The sequence below is a fragment of the Bosea sp. PAMC 26642 genome (assembly GCF_001562255.1).
Classification (GTDB): Bacteria; Pseudomonadota; Alphaproteobacteria; order Rhizobiales; family Beijerinckiaceae; genus Allobosea.
Genome location: NZ_CP014301.1, coordinates 4,151,252 through 4,172,980, shown reverse-complemented (window position 1 = coordinate 4,172,980; position 21,729 = coordinate 4,151,252). Strand labels below are relative to the sequence as shown.

Sequence of the window (21,729 nt, the reverse complement as noted above, 5' to 3'; positions counted from 1 at the left end):
TGGGTATAAAGCGCGCCACCTTATTGCCTAATTCGCTAAACAGTATGGAGTGACTCGGCGGTGTCGCGCAGGCTCCCAATTTCTTGGGGAGCCTGCGCGACACCGTCCCTTGGCAACGTGGACAACATCAATTATTCGACAGGCAATAGCTGCCCAGGTCCAAATCGGCTTCTGTCTCGGCTCTTTTCAGCTGGCGCTGCGGCGTTAGCAAAGTCGAACAATCATCCCCCGACTTTGTGGAAGATGCAGCGAGCGCTCCGGCAACCGCGGCGATGCCAATCTCCCGGAAGCGAAGCGGCGGCGCCGTAACGTATAGAGTTGTTACATTTGATCTTATAGCTGCCCCAGCGGAGCCGTGACCATCGCTAATGCTATCTTTAGGCATAAACAAAATTTCCTCTATATTGATATATATTAGTTCAAAATTATAGTTCATTAGCAACGATAAAAACTATGATTTGCATACAACACTGTATTTAATGAATTCCAATGTCTTTTCGAATACGTTCCGGCATCGCATTAAATTTTTTTATAACGGAGTAAGAAATCCTGCCGGGTTTGGGTGTCTTCCCCAAAAGTAAACATTTGAGTATTTTGCGGAGAGAGATATTCTTAAGATGATATACAATTGTTTTGAGAAGCATGATTAATATGTAACTCGGCAAAATGAGACACGGGAAGCATCTTTACGGATATAGCGATATGGATAATTTGTATCGATCGTGAGGATTTAATAGCTAAGATTATTTATTGGCGCATCGGGGAATATCCCTATTTTTATTTGTGCCATTCTCCCAATTTTTTAACAGTCACTGATCATATAGCCCAGCGGTGCGGGCAAGGGCGGCGGCTTGACCGCGCGATTTTGCGTTCAGCTTTGATAGAATCGCGGAGATGTGGTGGTCGACCGTCTTAGCGGTGACAAAGAGCAAATTTCCGATCTCTTTATTTGATTTTCCAAGTTCGACAAGCCGGAGTACATCCATTTCGCGCCTTGTTAGACCAGCGGCATTTGCCTTGGTGCTCGCGCGGGGTCCTCGAGGGGCGACGCGGCCAGAGCGCCTGCGAATAAGATCTCGAATCTGCTCAGCCACGGGGTCCGCGCCAAGTCTTCCGAAAATTTCCAGCGCTCGGTACAACGCGTCAACGTCGCCGGCGAGCAGTGCTAGGGCGCTTTCATAAGGGAAGTCAGCGGCCTGCCATACCGTAGCTGCCTCCTGCCACTCACCGGTGACAAGCATTCGAAGAGGAGGCGCCAGTCCCTGCGTGGCAGTTAGACCGACATCCCCATCGAGCATGTATTTCCAGAATAGGACCTCAGATATGTAAACGGGATCCGGCGCCATTGACTGCGCTTTTTCAAGCAAAGTGGAGGCCGCCTGCCTGTCGCCAAGGCCGAGCCATGCCCGCTCTGCCATTAGGCTCGCATAGGGCACAAGGCGCTGCAACTCCATCCCAGCATCCAGAAATTGCGACGCTTCGTTCAGGAGGTCCTCAGCGTCGATGCCGCGACGCGTCCGAATTCTCGCAAATGCTATGACCGACGGGTATCGTGCCAGTGCACTAGCAGTCTTGCCTTCGACGACAGAGCACGCAATGCGTTGGGCTTCGTCCCAGCGCCCACGTTGGATCAGAAATTCTGTAAGGTAGCCGCGCATGAAGTCACGCCAGGTATCGAGATCGTGCTCTGTACAATAGGAAATACCATCGGCTAGAAAGCGCGCGGCATGTCGGTTTGGAAACTGATTCAGTTCAAGCCAGGATCGATTTGTGAACGTACGTGCAGCATGGTCCTGGAAGCCATTCGCGAGCGCAATCTCAAGGCTACGCGCAAGGTAGGATCTACCGCTATCTGCATCGTGCCAATGGATCGCGCTACCAACGTTATTGAGCGCATGGCAGAGGATATCTGGCCTGTCACAGATCAATGGCTCGGACATTTGCAAAGCTCTATTCCCGAAGGCCGACGCCGACTCAACGTCGCTGGCGAGCATGGCAAGATGCGACAGATTGGAGTAAGCCATCGCGAGTTCCGGACTTGGACCCAACGGTTCCAACAGTGATAACGCTTCTTGACCAAATTGGTCGGCGTCAATGCGATTTCCAGCTAAATAGCTCAATCTCGACAACCAGCGCCGGCCGTCGCCTTCCTTTGCCCGATCACCGGATGAAATTCGAAGAGCCAATGCGCTTTTCTGAGCAACGATCGCTCGCGCGATCTCTCCAATTAAATGGCATTCAAAGGCGTATCGCTCGTAGAGGTCCGCGCGCACATTGGCATCTAGCGACGACGCGTGCGTTAGCGCAGCCTCGTAGTGCCGCACCGCCTCTCTGTGTGCACTCACGCTCGCTGCTTGCTCGGCAGCCAACGGTGCAAGCTCGCACACGGCAGCGATATCGTTCGCTTCGCGCGCGTGATGGACAAGCTGAGCGAGCGGAGCGTTCTCGACGCATCGCAACGCCTTCAAAGCTTCCGTGTTGAGAACTCGCCGCCGTGATATCGGCAAGGCTTGCTCAATGACCTGACGGGCAATTTCGTGTTGGAATGCATATTGGCCGTCCATGCAACGCAGAAGCCCGTAGTCGATACAAATATCCAAGGCTAATATTGCGCCCGCTTTCAGCACTGATTCTACGATGGCAAGTCCCACGCCGGCTGGAAAAATAGAAACTGCGTTTAGTGCGTCTCTTCCATTGGATGGAAGATATGAGGCTCTCGTGAGCACCGCGTCCCTAACGGAAGCCGGCATGCTATTCTTCGTTTCACGGAGTAGCTCCGTTACAAAGAAAGCGTTACCACCGGTGATTCTATGAATCTCTCTGCCGTCAAGGGCCTGCGCCTCCGCGAGCTGAATGACTCCGCTTTCGCTGAATGGCAGCACCTCGATACGCTCCGCTCTGTCTGCGGGAATGTCCGCAAGCGCGTGTCGAAGTTTCGACAGTGATTTCGTATCGTCATTGCGCGCTGTTATGAGCAGCAGGATTTTTGAGCTACGGATGCGACGTCCCATATAACGAATGAAGTCAAGCGTAGCGCCATCTGCCCATTGAATATCTTCAATGACAATTAGGTTATAAGTTGCCGTATTATTGAACAGACTAAATGCTTCGGAGAATGCAGCAAGGCGGCCATCTCGTCTCAGGACACTCTGCATATCCCATTTTACTTGCCGAGCAAGATCGTTGACTGCCCCTAAAGGCTCGGCGATGGCGAAGTCATCGCATGCTCCCCACAGCACGCGTCCTTCCGGGTCTGCTACGGTTTGCGCTGCCGCCGCCAGCGTGGATTTGCCAACGCCCGCAGGGCCGACTATCGCCACAAGGTGTCCCCTGCCTTCCTTTGCAGACTCCATCAAGTATCGAAGACGTTCAAGGGAAGAATCTCGTTCTATAATTACCATGTAGTTTCCCTCAGATGTAGCCGCAGATGCCGCGGTGAACTAGAGGTAAGCCCTGTGTGAGGGAAGCGAGAAAATGATCGTGGTCATGCCAGGAGATTCCTCCAGATCCGCTGTTCTGCCTGTTACCCACGTGACAGCGCGCTACAACGGATCGTGACAAGGTATAGGTTTTTCCGTCCGTCTGCGCACATCCGCTTTGAGCGGTGGCGTCATAGGCGATCTGTCGGCAGGGCAACAAGTCCCTGGGCAATATTTGGGGGAACACCGCGGCAAATATAGGGAATTCTGCCGTGGCGGGTCAGCTGATATTGTTCCTATTTATTAGTGCTCGGATTGAGTAAAACCAATGAAGGAACGCATCAATGCCCAAGTTTTTGATCGAGAGAAATATCCCCGGCGCGAGCACCCTTAATGCTGACCAACTTAAAGCCATTTCGCAGAAGTCGAACGCGGTCGTTGCTGGCCTGGGAGTTCCCTATAATTGGGTAACGAGTTATGTGGCAGGTGATAAAATCTACTGCCTACATGAAGCCGACAGCGCAGAAATTGTGTACAAGCACGCCAGCGAAGGCGGATTCCCGGCCGATTTGGTGACTGAGGTTACGACGGAAATCGGCCCGTCGACTGGCACAGCCAGGTAAAATATCGCGAGCGGCCGCGGAGGGATGGTCTTTCTCGGTCGCTATTCGAGCGGTTCAAGCACCTGCGATTCTAATAAAGACGAGTTAATCGATGTTCCTCAAAATTGCTGCCGAAACCGGCGATTTGGATAATTCACGGTCACTGATGCGCTCGTTCATCGAGTGGCACCGAGAACGCCATCGCGAAGACCTCGATCTCATCAATAGCTATTTCAATGAGGTAGAATTTGAAAAAGAACTAGCGGAACTGCCAGGCAAATTCGCGTCCCCGGCTGGCCGACTTTACGTCGCTTACGAAGGCAACTCACCGGCAGGCTGCGCAGCGTTGCGTGCTCTAGGTGGTGGCAGATGCGAAATGAAACGCATGTTCGTTGCAGCCCAGTTTCGTGGGAAAGGGATTGGCGTCGCCCTCGCGACCCAGATCATAGCTGACGCCGAACAAATTGGGTATCGCACGATTCGGCTTGATACGAGCCATCGTCAAACGGAAGCAATAGCGCTTTACGAGAGGCTCGGATTTCACGAGATCGACGCCTACTATGAGGTCAGCGGCGCGATGCGAGCGTGGCTTCGATTTTTTGAGCGGGCAGTTTGATCGATTTTCATTAATGCGAAGGTCTAGGCTTTGAGCCGCTGACGACGCCAGCCAGAGCCCACAATCTAACGGCAAGGCCGAGCCTTCGTGCGAACAACAAGGGCGTCTACGCAGGCGAAAAGGAATATATAGTTTCAGGATTAGCTTGCGCCGCAAGGGTGATTTCGGAAGCACACACGCTGACAAAACATAACAGATGCTACCGGTGACTGTGATGTCAATCACAGATTCCTGACGGAATTCTGCCGAAGACAACAGTGCCTGCGAGGCTGATCGCGATGTTCTGGGCTCGATCGCGGTATCCAAGCACTGCGACCGCGCAATGGCGCGCGACGCAGGCCGACTATTTATTCATCGCAACCGACCGAGGTACTCGCCATGCGCAAGGCCACTATCCTCCTCTATGGCCTCCTGTCATATGCCTTCTTCTTCGTAACCTTCATCTATGCGGTCGGCTTCGTCGGCGGGCTTCTCGTGCCGAAGGGGATTGATGACGGATCGGCAACGCCTATCGTGCAGGCGGCCCTCATCGACCTCGCATTGCTGACGCTTTTCGCGTTCCAGCACAGCGTTATGGCTCGTTCATGGTTCAAGCGCTGGTCGCTGGGTTGGATCGATCCTGCGCTTGAGCGGCCAACCTATGTCCTGCTCGCTACGGCTGCCCTGGCACTCTTGATGTGGGAGTGGCGGCCTTTGCCGCAACTTCTTTGGAGCGTGACGGACCCGACGCTGTCGGCCGCTCTGACCGCGCTGTCCCTGTTCGGCTGGCTGCTCGTACTGCTTTCGACCTTCATGATCAGCCATTTGGAGCTTTTCGGGTTGAAGCAGGTATTCCTGAGATTTTCCGGGCGTAGCATGCCCGCGGCCGATTTCCGGACGCCAGGCCTCTACAAGCTCGTTCGGCATCCGATCTATCTCGGCTTCATCATTGCCTTCTGGGCGACGCCCGTCATGAGCCAGGGTCATCTGATCTTCGCGGCAGTCACGACCGGCTACATCCTGATCGGCATCATGCTGGAAGAGCGCGATCTGATCGCACTCTTCGGTGACGACTACCGGCGTTATCGCGAGCGTGTCTCAATGCTCCTGCCGTTTTCGCGCAAAGGCGCTGTCCGCCGCAGCAGTCTCGCATCAGCCCCCACACATGATGCGAGGCGAAAATGGCCGCGCTGACTTTTAGATGGCTCGCGCCGCTGGCTAGTGGTCGACTCAGACGCCCGCACGCTGGCCTTGGTGATGGGCGTGCTCGTGAATGGCCTGACAGCCTTCTTCATTTCAATCAAGGACTGCTGAGGGCTGGGGCCGTTCCGAGATTGCTGCCATCAACAGCCTTGGTCTGCTCAGACTGGCGGCCCGCAGTGTCGTCATGGGCTTTGTCGCAGATCGCGTTGTCATCCCCGGTCGATCTGCCTAATCGCCGTGACCACGATGGGAGCCTGCCTCTTGCTGACCGCGCAGGCGCATACGCTCTGGCAGATTTACCTGCAGCGACTGTGGTAGCCGGTGCGACGCATGTGTGCCCCGGCTTCTGCCTATCGTCAACATCCCGCCTGCCGAGGCTGAGGAACTCCATAACGAACAAATAGTCCAGGTAGCCGACGATCGCACCGCATTTGGCGAGCCACCAGTCCCGGTAAAAGTGTATGATCGCGTCGGTAACTGATGGGTTTTGAACCGCGGCTGCCAGATCGACCATAATGCGCTCCGAACGAAACGCATTGTAATAGGACTATGATCCTATTACAATGCTCAAGTCGGCTTTGCTCGCCGAGGCCCGCTCGTGTCAGGTGTCACTTGCCATTGGCGATGCACCTCGTGCCGTACACCGGAGGTTTAGCGCAGCTGGCATTTGAATGCCTCTGACGATCGCCGTGAATCGCAGCCATCTCCGCTTAGAATTCTGACCAGCCAACCTCGCTGCGGCTGCCGGCGACCTTGCGCGGGGCCGGGCGATCGCGGAAGGCAGCCTTAGCGACATCCTGAAGCTGGCGAGGTCCCTTGGCTGCCAGAACCGGCTTCAGGACATTGCTGGCATGCTCGGAGCTGATGCGGAATTGGCTCATCAACTGGTCGAGGCGCTTGATTTGATCGTCGAGGGTAATCGCCGATGCGGCGCTTTGCTCTGCGAGAGCGGCGTTCTGCTGCGTGATGCCGTCCATATGGCTGACTGTCTGCGCCATTTCGTCGATGCCGTTGGCCTGCTCTGAAGATGCGGCCGAGATTTCCTTGACCGTTAGCGAGACGCGGTTCGAGGCTTCGACGATCTCGCGCAATGTCTTGCCGGCCTCCCTGACGAGCTTGACCCCGTCCGAGACCTGCTGGTCGGACGAGGCGATCAAGGCGGTGATGTCCTTGGCGGCGTCGGCCGAGCGTTGAGCGAGCGTGCGGACCTCGGCAGCCACGACCGCAAAGCCGCGGCCGGCATCGCCAGCGCGAGCAGCCTCGACGGCCGCATTGAGCGCAAGCAGGTTCGTCTGGAACGCGATGCCGTCGATGACCGTTGTGATCTCGGAAATCTTCTTCGACGCTTGTTCGATCCGCTCCATGGCGGCGATCGCATCCTGAACGATGACCCCGCCCGATTGGGCAACGCGTGACGCCTCGTCGGCGAGTGTGACCGATTGGCTGGACGACTGAGACGCAGCCTTGACCGAAGCCGCGAGCTGTTCGGTAGTGGCGGCGGTCTCTTCGAGCGCGGAGGCCTGCTGCTCGGTGCGCTGGGAGAGATCCTCGGCGCCTGCATTGATCTCCTTCGAGGAGTCGGAAATCTGCGTTGAGGTGGCCTTGATCGTGCCGATCATGCCTTCCAGGCGCTCCATGGCGCGATTAAACTGCTCGCCGATGACAGCGTACTCGACGGGGATGTCGCTGGGCATGCGGTAGGTCAGATCGCCGTCTGCCAGGGCTGACATCGCTGTCGTGACATGGGCGACCGCCTTCTCCCGTTCCTCGGCCTTGCTCTTCTCGACCCGTTTCGCTTCCTCTTCCAATTTGAGGCGCGCCGCCTCCGAGGCTTCGAGGTAGACCGAGATCGCGTAATCCATGTCCAGAAGTGCGGCTTTGACAATCGCGCTCACCTCCGCGGATCGGTCCTCGGCTCCGGGCATGACACTCCCGAGCATATTCTTCGGCCAGTTCGCTTTCAGCACATGCGAGAGAACCTGCTCCAGGATCAATGCGTAGCCACCGATGTACCAGCGCGGCTCAAGCCCGATGCGGGCGTGGATCTGCCCGACCTTGGTGACCGCCGAGACGAAGTCCTGGTCGAATTCACCTTTTGCGATCCGGTCCCAGTGGCTCGTCTGCCGGGACTTCGCCCCGTCGATATGAGCCTCGCTTGTGAAGAACTTGGCGGTCTCGGGATTGCCCTTGAGCTGGCTGTAGAAGGCACCTAGTGCGGCAGGCAAAGCTTCCCGGATCTGGGCCTCGACTGACTTGATCCGCTTCCTAGTGGCCGCGTCGAGCTTCATGAATTCGAGACGTTGGTCGAGTGCTTCAACCTGGCGCATGGACCATTTCCCTATATCAAAAATTACACTGCTTTCCTGTGAAATATATGACCGTTAAAAATTAAGGAACCATGTTCAATAATGAAGCATCTACCGGTTCGCCCCGGAGCAAGGCTGAAGCGCCAAAAGCGGTCGCGATGTCAAAGGTCAACGATGCCAGCGTCAGACCCACATCATACCTGATGCTGAACGCCGGATCGGAGCCGAGCATAGCGATGAAATGCGTTATCCAGAAGCCTGAACCAACGGCGGCTCCAGTGGTGGCCAGTCAAATTAAAGCGGCCCCGCTCGACCGAATGAAGGTTTGACTTGGCGCTGTGAGATCCGCACCTCGACTGCCAGATCAACCATGATGCGCTCCTTGGTAGAAACGCATCATGAGGATCGTGATCTTAATTCAGTGCTGAAGTTGCCCGGTTTTCACTGACTTCGCCATCTCGGGCATGACGAAAGGCGAGGGCGTCTGAACGGGGAATCTGAAGGGAATTGAAGCGTTAGGACCCAAGGGACCCCATTCGTCGTTGCCGCCGGGATAAAACCCGTTTGCGTGCATGATGCCCTTCACGCTGTAATGGATGACGTCCCGGATCGATTTCTTGGGATCGAACCATTCCCAATGAAATCCACGATTGTTGGCCATAATTCCGTTATAGGACGAAGTGTTATCACCAGCAGCTGATGCGGAGCCTCCAGACAACTGCATTTGGGTCAATCGCAGCTGATCAGCGATCATGGCCTTGGTTTCGGGATGTAAGACCCACAATGAATGGATATGTGGACCGACCTTAGAACTAACGCCTCGTCCACAACGACTACCATCATAGTCCATCGCATAAATTCCGACAGGTTGACGTTCGTAAGCCCAAATCCGGTCGGCCCGCTGCGATGCCAATGATCTAATAAAGCCTCGACTCCATCGTTCAAAGCCTCGCAAGAATGAATCGTTCGGCGAATGAAGATCGAACCTACGGTACGTAATGAATACGGTATGATCTGCGATTGGATATGCAGATTCGTCTATTTGCCAATAATCGTAATAGACTGATTTAATCGTATTAAATATGTCGCTTGAAAATCTATCTTGTGTAAAATTTGTGTTATGCAATTATGTACTCCTGAAACTTTGCATGTCAAACCATACCTATTGCTTGGCAATAAGTATTTTGTAAATTTTGTAGAATCTCGCATCTCCCCCTGGTTCGACTATGAGACAAAAATATGTTTTCATTATTTATTTGAAAATTTGCCCATCAACATCAGCGTAAATGCTGTTGTTTATCTTTTAATTGTAGGGCGAAACGGCGTCGCTGTCAAGAATTAATTGACGTATACTTCACTTATAAGATAATTATTTCACATTCCCGACGCTTTGTCAAGTATCTTCTTGTATCTCATCATAACTAATCATAGCGATGCGAACGGCTGCGCTCAGATGAGAGCGCAGCCCATATAGTGATGATTTGTGGATTTGCTGGCTGGCCAAAGCGCCTGGGCTGAGCCGTGCAAACGCTAGGAATCGCGACCATACTCGGAAGTGGACGAATAGATTCGCCGGTCTATCCACTCCCGGAGGTCTTCCTGCCTATAAGCGATCCTGCGTTTAGAAACTCGGGCCCATTTCGGGCCGTTCCCGCGCAACCGCATGGCCTCAAGCGTCTTCGTGCTAATGCACAGGGCTTTGGCCGTATCCTCTGGTGACAGCAATTGAATTATCATAACAAAAATCTCCTCGAAATCGACAATGAACTCCTTCGTGCTGAAGTGAAAACAGCATGCCCAACAGCCGTAAGCCCGTCAACAATCCTAATTCTTCACTTAATTCGATTTCGACGTTTAAGAAACTGCTGTGCCCTGTACCGGGGTAGCCGCTCGCGGCAATTTCTTAATGCTGACGCTCTGAACGCTTGGAACAGGGCTTTTATAAATGTGCCCGCGCCGCCACACCTTTAGGGTTTCTATGCGGTGAACGCGATCGGGCCCAAAAACGAGGTCCGGCGCTTCAGTTCGAGTCGGCAACGGTCGGCTTTGAGCCCAGCGCCGATGAAAGCAAATTGCCGATCTTCTCGCTCTCCGCCGCAACGTAGCTGTCAGCCAAATGGGCATATCGGAGCGTTGTCTCGCTGCTGCGGTGGCCAAGCAGCTTGCCGATGACCTGGATCGAGACGCCGTTGCGGATCGCCAACGAGGCGAAGCTGTGTCGAAGGTCGTGTATCCGGACATCCGACAGTCCCGCCTCTTTCCGGATGCGCTGCCACGGTCTTTGGAGATCGACCAAATGGCAGCCATGACGTCGGCCCACGATCACAAAAGGGTTGTCCGCAAGCCGTGGAATCGTTTTGAGAAGCTCGATAGCTGCCGCCGCGAGTTCGATTGTCTTGGCTCCTGTCTTGGAATCGGGCAGCCGCAACCGTCGGCGATCGAGCTGGACGTGCTCCCATCGAAGCGTCAGGACTTCGCTCAACCGTGCACCCGATAGCGTTAGCAGACGAATAGCCGCGATGGCGTAGATTGATTCGAGCCCGTCCTTCTCAAATTGATCGAGTACCGATCCCAACCGGAGAAACTCATCGCCCGTTAGATAGCGCTCCTTTGGCGCTTCCCGGTACCGCGTCACGTCTTTGACAGGATTGCTGCCTTTCGGGCGGATACCCCAACGTTCTGCGACGTTAAAGATTGTATGAAGCAGCGTCAGGCATCGATTAGCAACGCCAGGCCCGCCTCTGACAACAATCCCGCCGCCTTGTTGTCTCCTTTTGAGACGAGGATTTTTTGGAGCCGTCTTGCCGGCCTTCACCGCATTCTTGAAGACCTCGATATCGCTCGATTTAATCAAATCAGCGAACTTATTCCCCATCAGCGGAATGACATGGTTCGCTATGTTTTTGCTATCAAGAGCGACGCTTGATGCCTTCTTTTTTGGGATGGCATATTGTTCGAGATATCGACGACACAGTTCGTCGATGCGGATCTTATCGGCGAATTTGTCCTCCGTCGGGTCGTGGCCCTGTACGATCTCTCCTAGCAGCCGCAACGCCTCAGAACGAGCGGCATCGGGCGTCCACGGTGATCCATGTCTTCCAATGGTAATCCATCGCTGCCGGCCCAGGATCGCTGTTTTCAGAACGTAGGCTTTGCTATTAGCTTGCGCGCGAACGCCGAAGCCTTTCACCTCGGCATCCCAGATGTCTGTCCCGGGCGTGAGTTCATCGACCACACGCTTCGTAATCCGAACGGAGCTCCGCTTCGTCATAGCTTTCCCTACCCCAAGCCAGCTACGTCACAGCTACAAGCCTACAGAGAAAGCACAAGGGATTTTAGGGTCTTTTGCGAAGTTATCATAACGAAATGGCCATTTCTCGGGCCAAATAGGGCTAATATCAATTATACATTATGATTCCCAAGCTGAATGTCGTCGGTTCGATCCCGATCGCCCGCTCCAACATTTCAATGAGTTAGATCGACCTGAAAACGGCAGCGGTGGGAGTAGCTACGTCAGAGCCTAATCCAGGCGACGTTCGCTCCCCGCACCTGACATGTTCACGTAACGGCCGCCGCTGGCGCCCTAATGTGGTCGGCCTTCAGCCACCGATCGCCTATCCTCTATCAAAGGCTAAGGCTGCGTATCGCGGTGATGCAAGCTGAGGCTGCTCCTCCCGTCGCGTCACTCGCAGCCTGGCCATTGCGCGTTGGATGAGCCGCCCTGCAGCTTCATTTCAGCAGAATAAACAACTTTACCGCGCTCGTCGCGCGCGCACACCCGGAAGGTCCGGTTGTCGCCGTCGGGCATCTTGTCCCGTGCCATGTCTGGAAGCGCGTCCAGGGCCTGCCAACGGGCGGCGCCATGATCGGGCAGATCCATGCCCTCGTCGTCGATAACCAGCGTCTCATCGTCGTCCGTATCGATGAAATATCGTGGCATGTCGCATCCTCGCGCTTCCCGTATGATGCAAAGCAGCGGACACCCGGATAGTTCCCCGGCTATGCGCTCAGTCGCATCGTCAGTCGCTGCGTCGATCCCGTGAATGAGACCTTCACCCTGGAAACTGTCGTTCCGAGGCTCCTTCGCTCGAACCACCTTTGAACCGGACAGCCGGGCAAGGCAGCTGCCGCGGGGATACAACTCAAGGGAAAACGCCTCGGTGAATACACGTGCTAAGTCATTCATTATGAACGGCTATTCATGGAACAGCCACTCCATCTGGCAGTTTAGTTCTTCGGCAGGGGCCATGAAAGGGAGAAGAACCATGATCAAGAATCTTGCTCTGATCGCCGCTCTCGCCGTCATTCCGGCGACGGCATTTTCGCAATCGAACTCGGGCGCAGCCGGTGGAGCCGCGAGCGGCGCAGCCACAGGCGCTGTCGGCGGCGCGATCGTCGGCGGACCTGCCGGGGCAGCCGTGGGTGCTGTCGGTGGTGCGGCTGCCGGCGCAATAGTCGGCGGTATCGCCGGGGATCAGCGTACCGAGTTCCGCACCTATGTGAAGGAGCAGAAGGTGCCTTCGGTGGCTTATCGCGAGAAGGTCGTGGTCGGCGCGACTTTGCCCGACACGGTCACCTATCGCGAGGTTCCGGCTCGCTACGGCAAGACCGAATATCGCTACACCGTGGTCAACGACCAGACCGTCCTGGTCGAGCCGAAGACCCGCCGGATCGTGCAGATTATCGAATGATCAGTGAGGAGCCCACCCAACCCGGTGGGCTCCTTTCTTCCTCAGGTCAAAGCATTGGAAGCTGCCTTTTGTCTTATCATCATCGGCGCAGTCTCAGATACGGCTTGATGTCGACTGTTTGGCAGGCGCGATCAAAGAAGACGTCGTTGTCTTCCACATCGGTGGACGCCCGACATGAATGAGTTCCCGATCGTTCAGCTGATTTACGCTTCGACCCATACGCCTGGGCGGATCACCAGCCCTCAAGCGACCTATCGCGACATCCTTTCGACGGCTCAGCGCAGCAATGCGGCGTCCGATATTTCAGGCTGTCTCATCTTCGACGGGCAGACGTTTATCCAACTCCTGGAAGGCGACAGGGCCGCAATCGGCGCCACGTTCGAACGCATACGACGCGACCGACGACATCGAGACATTCGCGTTCTCGGCTCGCAGTCTTGTCTCCATCGCACTTTCGCGGGCTCGCCGATGAAGGGCTTCGTGCGGTCATCCGCGCTCGAAAGCGCTCTCACCGACGAAGGGCTGACGGGTATTCTCCACCCAAGAAGCCTCGATGGCGATGTCGTTTTCTCTCTGGCTGAACGGCTTGCATCGTTTGATGGAAACTCGCTCAGATATACTTAGAGAAATCGTCGAACCCGATAGTTGAAATTCTCAATTCTTGGCTGAACTTGCCGGTTGGACGGGACCTGGTTGCGGGACAGACCATGTACTGGTCCAGGTTTCAGAGAGCGTGCGACCGCGCGATTTCAGATAAATCCGCAATTCCGCAGTTTGCCCATTTGGAAGCGTTGCATCGATGATGGCGCGGAATCCTTTGATCTCCGGGTTGGCGATGAGAATGGTGGATACGACCGTGCCGGTCGTGGTCGATGCCGCGATTTCGACGCGCGCAGGATCACTCACATAATAAGCCAAATCTCCGCCGGCAAAATCGATGATGAAGCGCTTCTTTCCTATTTCACCGACCTGATCGTCCTCGATATCTGCGCCGCTGAAGCTGTTTTTGGTCTGTGCGTATGGGTGAAGGTGCCCGGTCGTCGAAAGAGCGGAAATCCGGTAGCGGAATTCTGTCGGCTGGCCGACCGGCAAGGGGGTCTGGGGTGTCCAGCAGGCGACGACGTTGTCGAAAGCCTCGCCGTCCGTCGGAATTTCGATCAGATCGACGCGCCCTTCACCCCAGTCACCATCAGGTTCGACCCAATAGCCGGGGCGCGCATGATAGTGAGCTTCGAGATCCTGGTAGTGGCCGAATTCGCGATCCCGCTGCATCAGCCCGAATCCGCGAGGGTTGCGATCACCGAAACTCGAGATGCGAAGCGATTTCGGGTTCTTGATCGGACGCCAGATCCATTCGCCGCTGCCGGTCTGCATCATCAAGCCGTCCGAGTCGTGTATCTCAGGCCGGAAATCTGTTCGCTGCCCAAGATCGCCTTCGCCAGCCAGAAACATCGAGGTCAGCGGCGCGATGCCGAGACGAGCGATGCTCGTCCGGGGCACGATCGTCGCGGTCACCTCGACATTCGTCTCCTTGCCGGGCGTCACGACGAAACGATAGGCTCCCGAGACTGAAGGGGAATCCAGCAGGGCATAAATCACGAGTTGCGTGCTGTCGCGCGACGGCTCTTCCAGCCAAATCGAGCGCAGAAACGGAAATTCCTCGGGCTGTTTGCCACCGACATCCATGGCGAGCGAACGCGCGGAAAGCCCGTAGCGCTGGGCACGTCCGATCAAGCGGAAGTAGCTCGCTCCCAGAAACGAAATGACCTCGTCCTGAACGTTCGGATCGTTCAGATTGGTGGTGACTGCGAAGCCAGCAAAGCCCAGGCTCGGCGACAACTGCTTTGGCACCGGCACCTTGCCGTACTCGAAGAGAGACGTCGTGAACGGTATCGGCAATGCAGCGCCATATCGAATGATGTGAATTTGAACCGGTTTGTTGTGCAGGAAGCCGAGATGGAAAGGCAGAAGGCGGAAGTCCGACCCACCGTCGCGCCATAAGGCTTTGTCCCGGCGAAACCGAATTTCCCTGTAGCTGTCATAGGTCAACTTTGAGAGTTCGGCTGGGACGGCAAGTCCTTCCGCATCGAAGGGCCGCTCACCAAGGGTGCGCGCCTGGTTGACCACATCTTCGTACCCAAAGCTCTTTTGCGCCGGATTATCGCCCGGCGCTGCGAATGCGATAGCCGGGGTCAGCCCCACGGCCGACGAGGAAAGGAGCAGCGCAAGTGCTCTGCGGCGGGAGAGCGACAGTGAGCTGACGACTGGACGCTGCAACTGTCCGGATGTGAGCGCTCCCGCATAAAGGCCTTTGCGCGCGCTCATGGGTTTGCAGGCGCCGGATAAACGATCCTGACCTTACGAATTGCGGCAGGGGTCGATTTGGAAGGCTCAGACGGGAGAACCACCACATTCTGCTCGGGCGGGGCGGTTTTGCCGTTCGAAGCCTGCTGTTCGAGCAGGAGCCCGCCAAGGGCGATCGGCATTGCATGCTCCCGCACTATCGCCGTCAGCCTTTCTGCCGATGCAGCGTGCGGCGATAACAACGTCCCGGCGATCGTAAGTCGTACAAGTGTTTGACGGATTGTCATGGCGGGCCCCCGTGGTGCATGTCGAACCATCGAAGACGGCGGATGTTCCGCAGTGAGACCGCGCGGAAGGCCCGCCAGCCGAGGCCGCGATGCGCACCTGTTTGCCGAGCCGGATTCTTTCAAAATCGGCGGCGCCGGCCGCCTCCCAACCTGCAACCTGACGCTGCAATTTCTGCGCGAATACGCTGTTTCTGAATTTAATATGAACAGTTAACAGATAATTCGAGTATAGATACCTTTCAAAGATCCCATACTGAAGGAACATTGGCTGGCAACGTGTGTTTACCCAACCGTTGAACCGAGCGCGGGATCCACCCGTAACCGGAATCACCTGGGAGATTATACCATGTTCAAGAAAATTGCTGTCGTTGCCGCGGTGATGTTTCTTCCCGCAGCCGCATTGGCTCAGAATGCTCCTGCGGCACAGGGGGGTGCCCTCGGCGGAGCTGCAACCGGCGCTGTTGGCGGCGCGATCGTCGGCGGTCCGATCGGGGCGGTTGTGGGTGGTGTCGGCGGAGCCGTCGTTGGTGCCATCATCGGAGACAACACGCCAAAGTTCCAGCAATATGTCGTCCAGCAAAACGTGCCGTCATATGCTTACGCCGAACCGGTAGCTGTCGGCGCGGTGCTGCCGCCCCAGGGTATCCAATACCGCGAAGTGCCCCGTGAATATGGGGAGACCCAGTATCGGTACACCGTCGTGAACAACCGCACCGTTCTCGTCGACCCTCAGACCCGACGCATCGTGCAGGTCATCAATTAGCATCCCCGCTCGCTGCCGGCGACATGCCCAATTGCGCGTTGCCGGCAGCGCTTCGGCCGGGGGGTGAACTGGCTTGGAAACATATGTCGATGCTGATCATAGACGAGGTGCCTCCTGCACCTGCGACAGACGACGTGCCGCCCGATGACATCGACCCGCGTACAGTCGAAAAACTGCTTCTGGGGTCGTTGGCGGCGTTCATGATCATGTGGCTCGCCGCACTTGCCTGGCTCGTCTGGTGGCTATTGCAATGACAGAGAAGGCGCCATCGTTACCTTTGACGATGCTTGCCCTGTCTTCTGAATCCATGGCGACGTGCTCGACTACGCCGAGCAAATTCCGTTGGGACGGCTGCCGACCGAGTCACGTCTGGGATTCTGCAATCCCGAGCGTGGCCCAAAGCTGTTGCTTGTTCATGCATGAAATATCGTAAGTCACCTGCCGGCCCTTGAACTCCGGCCTTTTCGCAAACTGGCTGGTCATCGAACCGACGATCTCATCGACTCGTGCTTCGCAGGCGTCGGCGGTCGTGAAGGTACTATCGCTTATGCGGGCCGACGTGCATTTCATCTCGCCCGAAACGCAAGCGAGAACGACCATCGTAAAGGCATCCATGTGTGCGGCTCCGGATCAATGGTGATGTCCCTGTCGACGCCCGGATCTCCAGCAAAACTCGCGCCAGTATGGGAACCTTCGTGACGCAGTCGTGTTCTGTGGGACGTCGCTGGCGGGGGCCGCATGAAAATTGCCAAACATCCGCTTGCCATCGCGGTTCTGTCAGCCGCTGCCGGCGTGGCCGTTTGGCTGATCGTTGCCAACCTGATGCCTGAGCGGCGAGAGCTGCAACAGCCGCTGCCTCACCATCTTGCATCCTCCGACCCCCAGTTCAAAATCTCGATGGGCGCGTTATTCGGCTCCAACACCGTTCCCGGCAACAGGGTGGAGACGCTCGTCAACGGAAACCAGATTTTTCCGTCGATGCTTCAAGCTGTTCGAAACGCCAAGAACACAATCACTTTCGAAACGTACATCTACTGGCGAGGCGATATCGCGGATCAATTTGCGGATGTGCTTTCTCAAAAGGCGCGCGACGGCGTCAGCGTCAAGGTTCTGCTCGATTGGGTCGGCAGCGTCCCGATGGAGGATAGTCTTATCCGGCGGATGCAGACGGCCGGCGTCGAATTGGTCAAGTTCCGGCCCGTCAAGTGGAACACGCTGGACCGGATCAACAACCGAACCCACCGCAAGCTCCTGATCGTCGATGGACGGATTGGTTTTACCGGCGGCGTCGGAATCGGAGACGAATGGAACGGTGATGCCCGGACGGCGGCCGAATGGCGCGACAATCACTATCGCCTCGAAGGCCCCGTTGTTTCGGAACTGCAGGCAGCGTTTGCGGAGCACTGGATCGAGGCTACCGGCGAATTACTGATGGGGGACCGGTTCTTCCCGGCCATCAAACCCGATGGCGAGCAGGATGCGCAGGTCGTCGTGAGCTCGACGCATCAGCGCAATGCCATGCATCTCATGCTGATGACGGCGCTCGCCGCCGCCGAGAAGACCGTTCGAATTGCCACCCCTTACTTCGTTCCGGACGCCATCACGCGGCGGCAATTGCTGGAAGCGAGGCAGCGCGGCGTCGACATCGAAATCATCGTGCCTGGCCACAGGACGGATGCGCGCGTCGTCCAGAAGGCGTCACGGCATTTCTGGGGAGAAATGCTCGACGCCGGAATCAAAATCTACGAATTCGATCCGACGATGTATCACTGCAAGCTCATCATCGTCGATGATGTCTGGACCTCGGTGGGATCCACGAACATCGACGAGCGCGCCCTCCGCTTGAACGACGAGGCCAATATCAATTTCTACGATAAGCGGTTCGCTGGCCATCAAATTGAAATCTTCAAAGCCGATATCGCGCGCTCGACGCTCTACACAAACACACAGTGGCAACAAAGATCCACTGGCGAGAGACTGACTGATTGGCTCGCGAGCCTCTTGCGATCCCAGATTTAAGTGTCGATCCCGGATGGGGAGGGTGCGGGTCTGTTGACGTTGTCATCTGATGCCGTCTTACGGCCGATGATGCGAACAAGGTAGCCGGCGCGATCGTTGACTCGTCGGTCGGCTCGAAGGAATGCCGCACCCACCTTCACGCGCGGAGCGAGGCCTGCGTCACGGACGCACTTCCTGCTTCCGGCGCGAGCGCCTATGATCTTGCTATGACGCAGGTCAACGACAGACAGGACGCGGCTCATCCGGCGCCCTCGCGCATGAGCATCGCGCTGCTTTCTATTGGTGCCTTCTCGCTGCTGGCGGCCGGCTTGCTGCTGTGGTGGCGCGAGGGCGACCGGCTTTTCACCGACGGTCTCATCGCCGCCCTGATCGCCTGTTTCTGAACCACCACCACATCGGCCGTCTCGCCGCCATCAGGATATTCCGACCGTGAACCGCCGTCTCGTCCTTCCGCTCGTCGTTTTCCTGCTCGGCGCGCTTGCGCTTGCCGCCGCGGCATTCGTTACCTTCTCGCCGCCGCGTACCGGGCAGAGCGGCGTCGCCAGCGTCGGCGGGCCGTTCACCCTGACCACCCAGGAGGGCAAGGCCCTGACCGACCGGGATCTGCGCGGCGCGCCCTTCCTGGTCTTCTTCGGCTTCACCCATTGCCCCGACATCTGCCCGACCAAGCTGTTTGAGATTTCCGAGGCGCTGCGCGCCGCCGGAACCAAGGGCGGAAAGCTCAAGGCGCTCTTCGTCAGCGTCGATCCCGAGCGCGACACGCCGGAGGTGATGAAGAACTATCTCGGCAGCTTCGACCCGCGGATCATCGGGCTGACCGGCGACAGGGCGGCGGTGGACGCCACAATCAAGGCCTATCGCGCCTATGCCAAGAAGGTGCCGCTCAAGGATGGCGACTACACCATGGACCACACGGCCCTGGTCTATCTGATGGACAAGGAGGGCGGCTTCGTCGGCGCCTTCAATATCGAGCGGCCGCCGGCCGAGGCGGCAGCGGAATGGCTGCGGCATCTGTGAGCGGCCGATAGGTCGAACTCCGCTTCAGCCCGTGCGTGGTCTTGTTCCAGGCGTGAGGGCGCCGGACATAGTCGTAAAGCGCGATCCAGGCCGCGATCGAGACCAGTCCATAGTAGAGCGGCAGCAGCGGCAGCCATAGCAACAGGCGCGGCGCCCCGTGCCGCAGCGCGCCGAGGGCTGGCGGCAGAAACAATGCGAAGACGCCGGACACCGAGACGACCAGCGCCAGCGCCGAAGCCAGGCTGCCAACCGGGCCATCCGGCCGCAGGAAGGAGCCGTCATGCCAGGCCACGACCAGTGCGGCGGCGAAGACCGGGTAGCCCAAGGCGGTGAAGACACTGCCAAGCGCCAAGGCAAGGAAGGTCAGCGTCGGGACGATGCCGGCCTCGCGCAGCAGCGTCACGGGGTCGCGCAAATGCGTGACCAGCGTCTGGATATAGCCCTTGATCCAGCGCGAGCGCTGTCTGAACCAGGCCGACAGGGTGATCGGCGCCTCTTCCCAGGTTCGCGACGGCAGGTCGTCCATGCGGTAGCCTGCCCGCGCCAGCCGCAAGGCGAGATCGGCATCTTCCGTCACGTTCCAGGCATCCCAGCCGCCGACCGCGCGCACGGCCTCCGTCCGGAAATGGTTCGAGGTGCCGCCCAGCATGATCGGAAGCTGGCAGCGCAGCAGGCCGGGATTGATCACCTCGAACAACCCGGCATATTCGAGAGCAAACAGCGCCGGGAGCGGACCGTCTCCCGGATTGTCGATGACGAGCCTGGCCTGCAGGCAGGCGAGTTCAGACGGTGCGTTCAGGAAGCGCGCCGCCGCCAGCCGCAGCTGCCGCGGCTCGGGGATGTCTTCCGCGTCGAAGATCGTGAACAGCGTGCCGCGCGCCTCGAGCAGCGCCAGGTTGAGCGCACGCGGTTTGGTGCGCGGCGCGCCGGGAGGCACGATGACGGTGGCGACATGGGCGGGAAGTCCAAAACGTAGCAGTGCCGCGCGCAGGCCGGCATCGTCTTCCTCGACAAGCAGGCGGATATCCAGCTTCGCCGGCGGATAATCCCGGCATTGGGTAGCAAGCTCACCTAAGAGAACGTATGCCAACGTTTTCCGTTGGTCTAGTGTTTTCTGATGTCGGACCCCAACGTTCTCCTCACCCTTCGCCGCCGCCGCGACGCCATCAACGACGCGATCAAGGCGTATGAGGACAAGCTAGAGACAGCACGCCGCGACCTGGCCCATATCGCCGCGACGATCCGGCTATTCGAGGTGGGAGACGAGCCGCTTCAATTCCCGGTCTACATGGACATAGGAAGGCTGTTCAGGCCCCGCGAGATCGGGAAGCTCTGCCATGAGGCGCTGGCGATCGAATCGCCTCTGGACACGCGCGAGTTGGCGCTGCGAGTGATGCGCGCGAAGGGCATGGACGAAAGCGACAAGGTGCTTCGCAGTACCGTCGCGCATCGCGTCGTGCAGACGTTGAGCATGCGGCTTAAGCGCGGGCTGATCGTCTCAGAGGGTAAGCGCGATGGCGTACGGTTATGGACTGGGATCAAGCTCTAGGCCAATGCCCTTTGCATACCTAAGCATCGAAGGCCTTGTATCATCGGAAGACCATAGTCCATTAATGACCCTCTCAAGGACAGCTTTGCTCAAGTCTTCTTTAGGAACATAATACTTCTTATCGACCATCTTCTGAATGTGATGCGCCGGCGATTGAGTCGCAAGACGATACAGCAAGTAGCTTGGATGAACGACAAATGGGTGATCACCAGCCTGCAAAACGCATGCGCCGTCGTGTAACTTCTTAGGATTTATTGATGTCACCATTACTAGGAGGCAGAAGCCATCCTTGCATGGCTCGTTGAGAACGAAAAATAGATGAGGGACGTTGTTATAAGGTATCAGCAGCGTTGCGCCTTGATACGGCTTATATGACATCACTTACCGGCGAGATGAATAAACAGTTCTCTCTCGGCTTGGATGTCATCTGCCAGTTCAGCAGGCGATTCTTTGCTCAAGTTTTTGAAAACCGTCGAAAAATCGATTGGTATAGAGGAGCCGCCAGGGTCTCTCCACTCAGGGCAATATCTATGCGTCCACTCGGCTAATTCAAAGCGATCTACCTCTTTGAATTCCTCCCACGTATCGTCAAGAATTTTGAGGTCTGACCGGCTCAGCTCGTCAAGATCGCCAATATCAATCCTCTTGGTCAGCTCAAGCTCGTTGCCGTTTCGCGGCGCTACGAATTCCGTCCAAGCGTCGGAGTGAGCTGCCCCGTCCATGTAGCTGTAAGTAAACGTATTGACGGGTCCAAACGGCATCGAAACGAAATTGTCCCCCGTAATCGGGTGATCGCGTCGGGACATACTGAGCCGGTCAGACAGGTAGACGAGCTTGGTCGCCTTAAGAATGTTGATTTTGCCACCGGATTTAAGCGCAAAAAACGCCGTCACCTGCGCCGCTCGGCGCGGTTCAAACCATTCCGGAATATTGGGTACAAATCGCTTCATTTAGCTGAAGGTAACACGGCGTGA

The 21,729-nt window shown here is 56.9% G+C and carries 23 protein-coding genes; 11 read left to right on the top strand and 12 right to left on the bottom strand.

Going from position 1 to position 21,729, the window contains the following annotated elements; all coding sequences use genetic code 11:
- Positions 1 to 809 precede the first annotated feature (809 nt).
- A complete protein-coding gene (locus AXW83_RS20095; RefSeq protein ID WP_066616377.1) occupies positions 810 to 3,401 on the bottom strand; it encodes an ATP-binding protein in 2,592 nt (863 codons plus the stop codon).
- Positions 3,402 to 3,763: 362 nt separating this feature from the next.
- Here AXW83_RS20095 and AXW83_RS20090 point away from each other — a divergent pair, with 362 nt between their 5' ends.
- The 3 genes from AXW83_RS20090 (at position 3,764) to mddA (ending at position 5,810) form a co-directional block, all read left to right on the top strand.
- Positions 3,764 to 4,042: a DUF4242 domain-containing protein gene (locus tag AXW83_RS20090; RefSeq protein WP_066616374.1), complete on the top strand. Its 279-nt coding sequence runs from the start codon at positions 3,764 to 3,766 to the stop codon at positions 4,040 to 4,042.
- Between the two features lie 91 nt (positions 4,043 to 4,133).
- On the top strand, positions 4,134 to 4,637 hold the full coding sequence (locus AXW83_RS26705; RefSeq protein ID WP_082767269.1) for a GNAT family N-acetyltransferase: 504 nt from the start codon (positions 4,134 to 4,136) through the stop codon (positions 4,635 to 4,637).
- 378 nt (positions 4,638 to 5,015) lie between these two features.
- Positions 5,016 to 5,810: a methanethiol S-methyltransferase gene (gene mddA, locus AXW83_RS20080; protein ID WP_066616369.1), complete on the top strand. Its 795-nt coding sequence runs from the start codon at positions 5,016 to 5,018 to the stop codon at positions 5,808 to 5,810.
- A 719-nt stretch (positions 5,811 to 6,529) separates the two neighbouring features.
- Here the strand turns inward: mddA and AXW83_RS20075 are convergent.
- From AXW83_RS20075 to AXW83_RS20055, 6 genes are all read right to left on the bottom strand, one after another.
- Entirely contained in the window at positions 6,530 to 8,146 is a 1,617-nt protein-coding gene (locus tag AXW83_RS20075) for a globin-coupled sensor protein (protein ID WP_066616367.1), read from the bottom strand.
- Between the two features lie 61 nt (positions 8,147 to 8,207).
- A complete protein-coding gene (locus AXW83_RS26700) occupies positions 8,208 to 8,357 on the bottom strand; it encodes a hypothetical protein (protein WP_082767268.1) in 150 nt (49 codons plus the stop codon).
- Positions 8,358 to 8,543: 186 nt separating this feature from the next.
- Complete coding sequence (locus AXW83_RS20070; protein WP_066616365.1) at positions 8,544 to 8,879, bottom strand: hypothetical protein; 336 nt, start codon at positions 8,877 to 8,879, stop codon at positions 8,544 to 8,546.
- A gap of 776 nt (positions 8,880 to 9,655) precedes the next feature.
- Positions 9,656 to 9,790, bottom strand: coding sequence for a hypothetical protein (locus tag AXW83_RS28280; protein ID WP_442855253.1), 135 nt, complete (start codon positions 9,788 to 9,790; stop codon positions 9,656 to 9,658).
- Between the two features lie 355 nt (positions 9,791 to 10,145).
- Positions 10,146 to 11,360, bottom strand: coding sequence for a site-specific integrase (locus tag AXW83_RS20060; RefSeq protein ID WP_168166123.1), 1,215 nt, complete (start codon positions 11,358 to 11,360; stop codon positions 10,146 to 10,148).
- 447 nt (positions 11,361 to 11,807) lie between these two features.
- Positions 11,808 to 12,065, bottom strand: coding sequence for a DUF6894 family protein (locus AXW83_RS20055; RefSeq protein ID WP_066616359.1), 258 nt, complete (start codon positions 12,063 to 12,065; stop codon positions 11,808 to 11,810).
- Between the two features lie 325 nt (positions 12,066 to 12,390).
- Between AXW83_RS20055 and AXW83_RS20050 the strand changes: the two genes are divergently transcribed.
- Positions 12,391 to 12,816: a DUF1236 domain-containing protein gene (locus AXW83_RS20050; RefSeq protein ID WP_066616357.1), complete on the top strand. Its 426-nt coding sequence runs from the start codon at positions 12,391 to 12,393 to the stop codon at positions 12,814 to 12,816.
- 174 nt (positions 12,817 to 12,990) lie between these two features.
- On the top strand, positions 12,991 to 13,440 hold the full coding sequence (locus tag AXW83_RS20045) for a BLUF domain-containing protein (RefSeq protein ID WP_066616355.1): 450 nt from the start codon (positions 12,991 to 12,993) through the stop codon (positions 13,438 to 13,440).
- Between the two features lie 30 nt (positions 13,441 to 13,470).
- Here the strand turns inward: AXW83_RS20045 and AXW83_RS20040 are convergent, their stop codons facing one another.
- A complete protein-coding gene (locus tag AXW83_RS20040; RefSeq protein ID WP_066616353.1) occupies positions 13,471 to 15,141 on the bottom strand; it encodes an OpgD/OpgG family glucan biosynthesis protein in 1,671 nt (556 codons plus the stop codon).
- Positions 15,138 to 15,302, bottom strand: coding sequence for a hypothetical protein (locus AXW83_RS27220; RefSeq protein WP_156640215.1), 165 nt, complete (start codon positions 15,300 to 15,302; stop codon positions 15,138 to 15,140). The genes AXW83_RS20040 and AXW83_RS27220 overlap by 4 nt, the downstream gene beginning before the upstream one ends.
- A 451-nt stretch (positions 15,303 to 15,753) precedes the next feature.
- Here AXW83_RS27220 and AXW83_RS20035 point away from each other — a divergent pair, with 451 nt between their 5' ends.
- Positions 15,754 to 16,170 (top strand): DUF1236 domain-containing protein, encoded by a 417-nt coding sequence (locus AXW83_RS20035; protein WP_066616352.1) that lies wholly within the window; start codon positions 15,754 to 15,756, stop codon positions 16,168 to 16,170.
- Positions 16,171 to 16,259: 89 nt separating this feature from the next.
- Positions 16,260 to 16,424, top strand: a complete 165-nt coding sequence (locus AXW83_RS27215; RefSeq protein ID WP_156640213.1) for a hypothetical protein — start codon at positions 16,260 to 16,262, stop codon at positions 16,422 to 16,424.
- A 109-nt stretch (positions 16,425 to 16,533) separates the two neighbouring features.
- On the opposite strand, the gene AXW83_RS20030 is transcribed toward AXW83_RS27215, so the two are convergent.
- Positions 16,534 to 16,785 (bottom strand): hypothetical protein, encoded by a 252-nt coding sequence (locus AXW83_RS20030; protein ID WP_066616349.1) that lies wholly within the window; start codon positions 16,783 to 16,785, stop codon positions 16,534 to 16,536.
- Between the two features lie 123 nt (positions 16,786 to 16,908).
- On the opposite strand from AXW83_RS20030, the gene cls reads away from it, so the two are divergent.
- From cls to AXW83_RS20020, 3 genes are all read left to right on the top strand, one after another.
- Positions 16,909 to 18,189, top strand: a complete 1,281-nt coding sequence (gene cls, locus AXW83_RS20025) for a cardiolipin synthase (protein WP_082767267.1) — start codon at positions 16,909 to 16,911, stop codon at positions 18,187 to 18,189.
- Between the two features lie 206 nt (positions 18,190 to 18,395).
- Positions 18,396 to 18,572 carry a hypothetical protein gene (locus tag AXW83_RS27210; RefSeq protein WP_156640211.1) on the top strand — a complete coding sequence of 59 codons (177 nt, stop codon included), beginning with the start codon at positions 18,396 to 18,398 and terminating at the stop codon, positions 18,570 to 18,572.
- Between the two features lie 46 nt (positions 18,573 to 18,618).
- Complete coding sequence (locus AXW83_RS20020; protein WP_236841724.1) at positions 18,619 to 19,206, top strand: SCO family protein; 588 nt, start codon at positions 18,619 to 18,621, stop codon at positions 19,204 to 19,206.
- Here AXW83_RS20020 and AXW83_RS20015 read toward each other — a convergent pair.
- Complete coding sequence (locus tag AXW83_RS20015; RefSeq protein ID WP_066616346.1) at positions 19,151 to 20,296, bottom strand: glycosyltransferase family 2 protein; 1,146 nt, start codon at positions 20,294 to 20,296, stop codon at positions 19,151 to 19,153. The two genes, AXW83_RS20020 and AXW83_RS20015, sit on opposite strands and share 56 nt — an antisense overlap.
- Positions 20,297 to 20,323: 27 nt before the next feature.
- Here AXW83_RS20015 and AXW83_RS20010 point away from each other — a divergent pair, with 27 nt between their 5' ends.
- The gene (locus tag AXW83_RS20010) at positions 20,324 to 20,755 is read left to right on the top strand and encodes a hypothetical protein (protein ID WP_066616344.1); all 432 of its coding nucleotides are present in this window, start codon (positions 20,324 to 20,326) and stop codon (positions 20,753 to 20,755) included.
- A 377-nt stretch (positions 20,756 to 21,132) separates the two neighbouring features.
- Here the strand turns inward: AXW83_RS20010 and AXW83_RS20005 are convergent, their stop codons facing one another.
- Complete coding sequence (locus AXW83_RS20005; protein WP_082767265.1) at positions 21,133 to 21,705, bottom strand: Panacea domain-containing protein; 573 nt, start codon at positions 21,703 to 21,705, stop codon at positions 21,133 to 21,135.
- Positions 21,706 to 21,729: the final 24 nt, after the last annotated feature.

Bases quoted from the DNA above. Each gene is read 5' to 3' on its own strand.
- AXW83_RS20095 (WP_066616377.1), bottom strand. From the start codon at position 3,401: ATGGTAATTATAGAACGAGATTCTTCCCTTGAACGTCTTCGATACTTG.
- AXW83_RS20090 (WP_066616374.1), top strand. From the start codon at position 3,764: ATGCCCAAGTTTTTGATCGAGAGAAATATCCCCGGCGCGAGCACCCTT.
- AXW83_RS26705 (WP_082767269.1), top strand. From the start codon at position 4,134: ATGTTCCTCAAAATTGCTGCCGAAACCGGCGATTTGGATAATTCACGG.
- mddA (WP_066616369.1), top strand. From the start codon at position 5,016: ATGCGCAAGGCCACTATCCTCCTCTATGGCCTCCTGTCATATGCCTTC.
- AXW83_RS20075 (WP_066616367.1), bottom strand. From the start codon at position 8,146: ATGCGCCAGGTTGAAGCACTCGACCAACGTCTCGAATTCATGAAGCTC.
- AXW83_RS26700 (WP_082767268.1), bottom strand. From the start codon at position 8,357: ATGCTCGGCTCCGATCCGGCGTTCAGCATCAGGTATGATGTGGGTCTG.
- AXW83_RS20070 (WP_066616365.1), bottom strand. From the start codon at position 8,879: ATGATCGCTGATCAGCTGCGATTGACCCAAATGCAGTTGTCTGGAGGC.
- AXW83_RS28280 (WP_442855253.1), bottom strand. From the start codon at position 9,790: ATGCGGTTGCGCGGGAACGGCCCGAAATGGGCCCGAGTTTCTAAACGC.
- AXW83_RS20055 (WP_066616359.1), bottom strand. From the start codon at position 12,065: ATGCCACGATATTTCATCGATACGGACGACGATGAGACGCTGGTTATC.
- AXW83_RS20050 (WP_066616357.1), top strand. From the start codon at position 12,391: ATGATCAAGAATCTTGCTCTGATCGCCGCTCTCGCCGTCATTCCGGCG.
- AXW83_RS20045 (WP_066616355.1), top strand. From the start codon at position 12,991: ATGAATGAGTTCCCGATCGTTCAGCTGATTTACGCTTCGACCCATACG.
- AXW83_RS20040 (WP_066616353.1), bottom strand. From the start codon at position 15,141: ATGAGCGCGCGCAAAGGCCTTTATGCGGGAGCGCTCACATCCGGACAG.
- AXW83_RS27220 (WP_156640215.1), bottom strand. From the start codon at position 15,302: ATGCCGATCGCCCTTGGCGGGCTCCTGCTCGAACAGCAGGCTTCGAAC.
- AXW83_RS20035 (WP_066616352.1), top strand. From the start codon at position 15,754: ATGTTCAAGAAAATTGCTGTCGTTGCCGCGGTGATGTTTCTTCCCGCA.
- AXW83_RS27215 (WP_156640213.1), top strand. From the start codon at position 16,260: ATGCTGATCATAGACGAGGTGCCTCCTGCACCTGCGACAGACGACGTG.
- AXW83_RS20030 (WP_066616349.1), bottom strand. From the start codon at position 16,785: ATGGATGCCTTTACGATGGTCGTTCTCGCTTGCGTTTCGGGCGAGATG.
- cls (WP_082767267.1), top strand. From the start codon at position 16,909: ATGAAAATTGCCAAACATCCGCTTGCCATCGCGGTTCTGTCAGCCGCT.
- AXW83_RS27210 (WP_156640211.1), top strand. From the start codon at position 18,396: ATGACGCAGGTCAACGACAGACAGGACGCGGCTCATCCGGCGCCCTCG.
- AXW83_RS20010 (WP_066616344.1), top strand. From the start codon at position 20,324: ATGTCGGACCCCAACGTTCTCCTCACCCTTCGCCGCCGCCGCGACGCC.
- AXW83_RS20005 (WP_082767265.1), bottom strand. From the start codon at position 21,705: ATGAAGCGATTTGTACCCAATATTCCGGAATGGTTTGAACCGCGCCGA.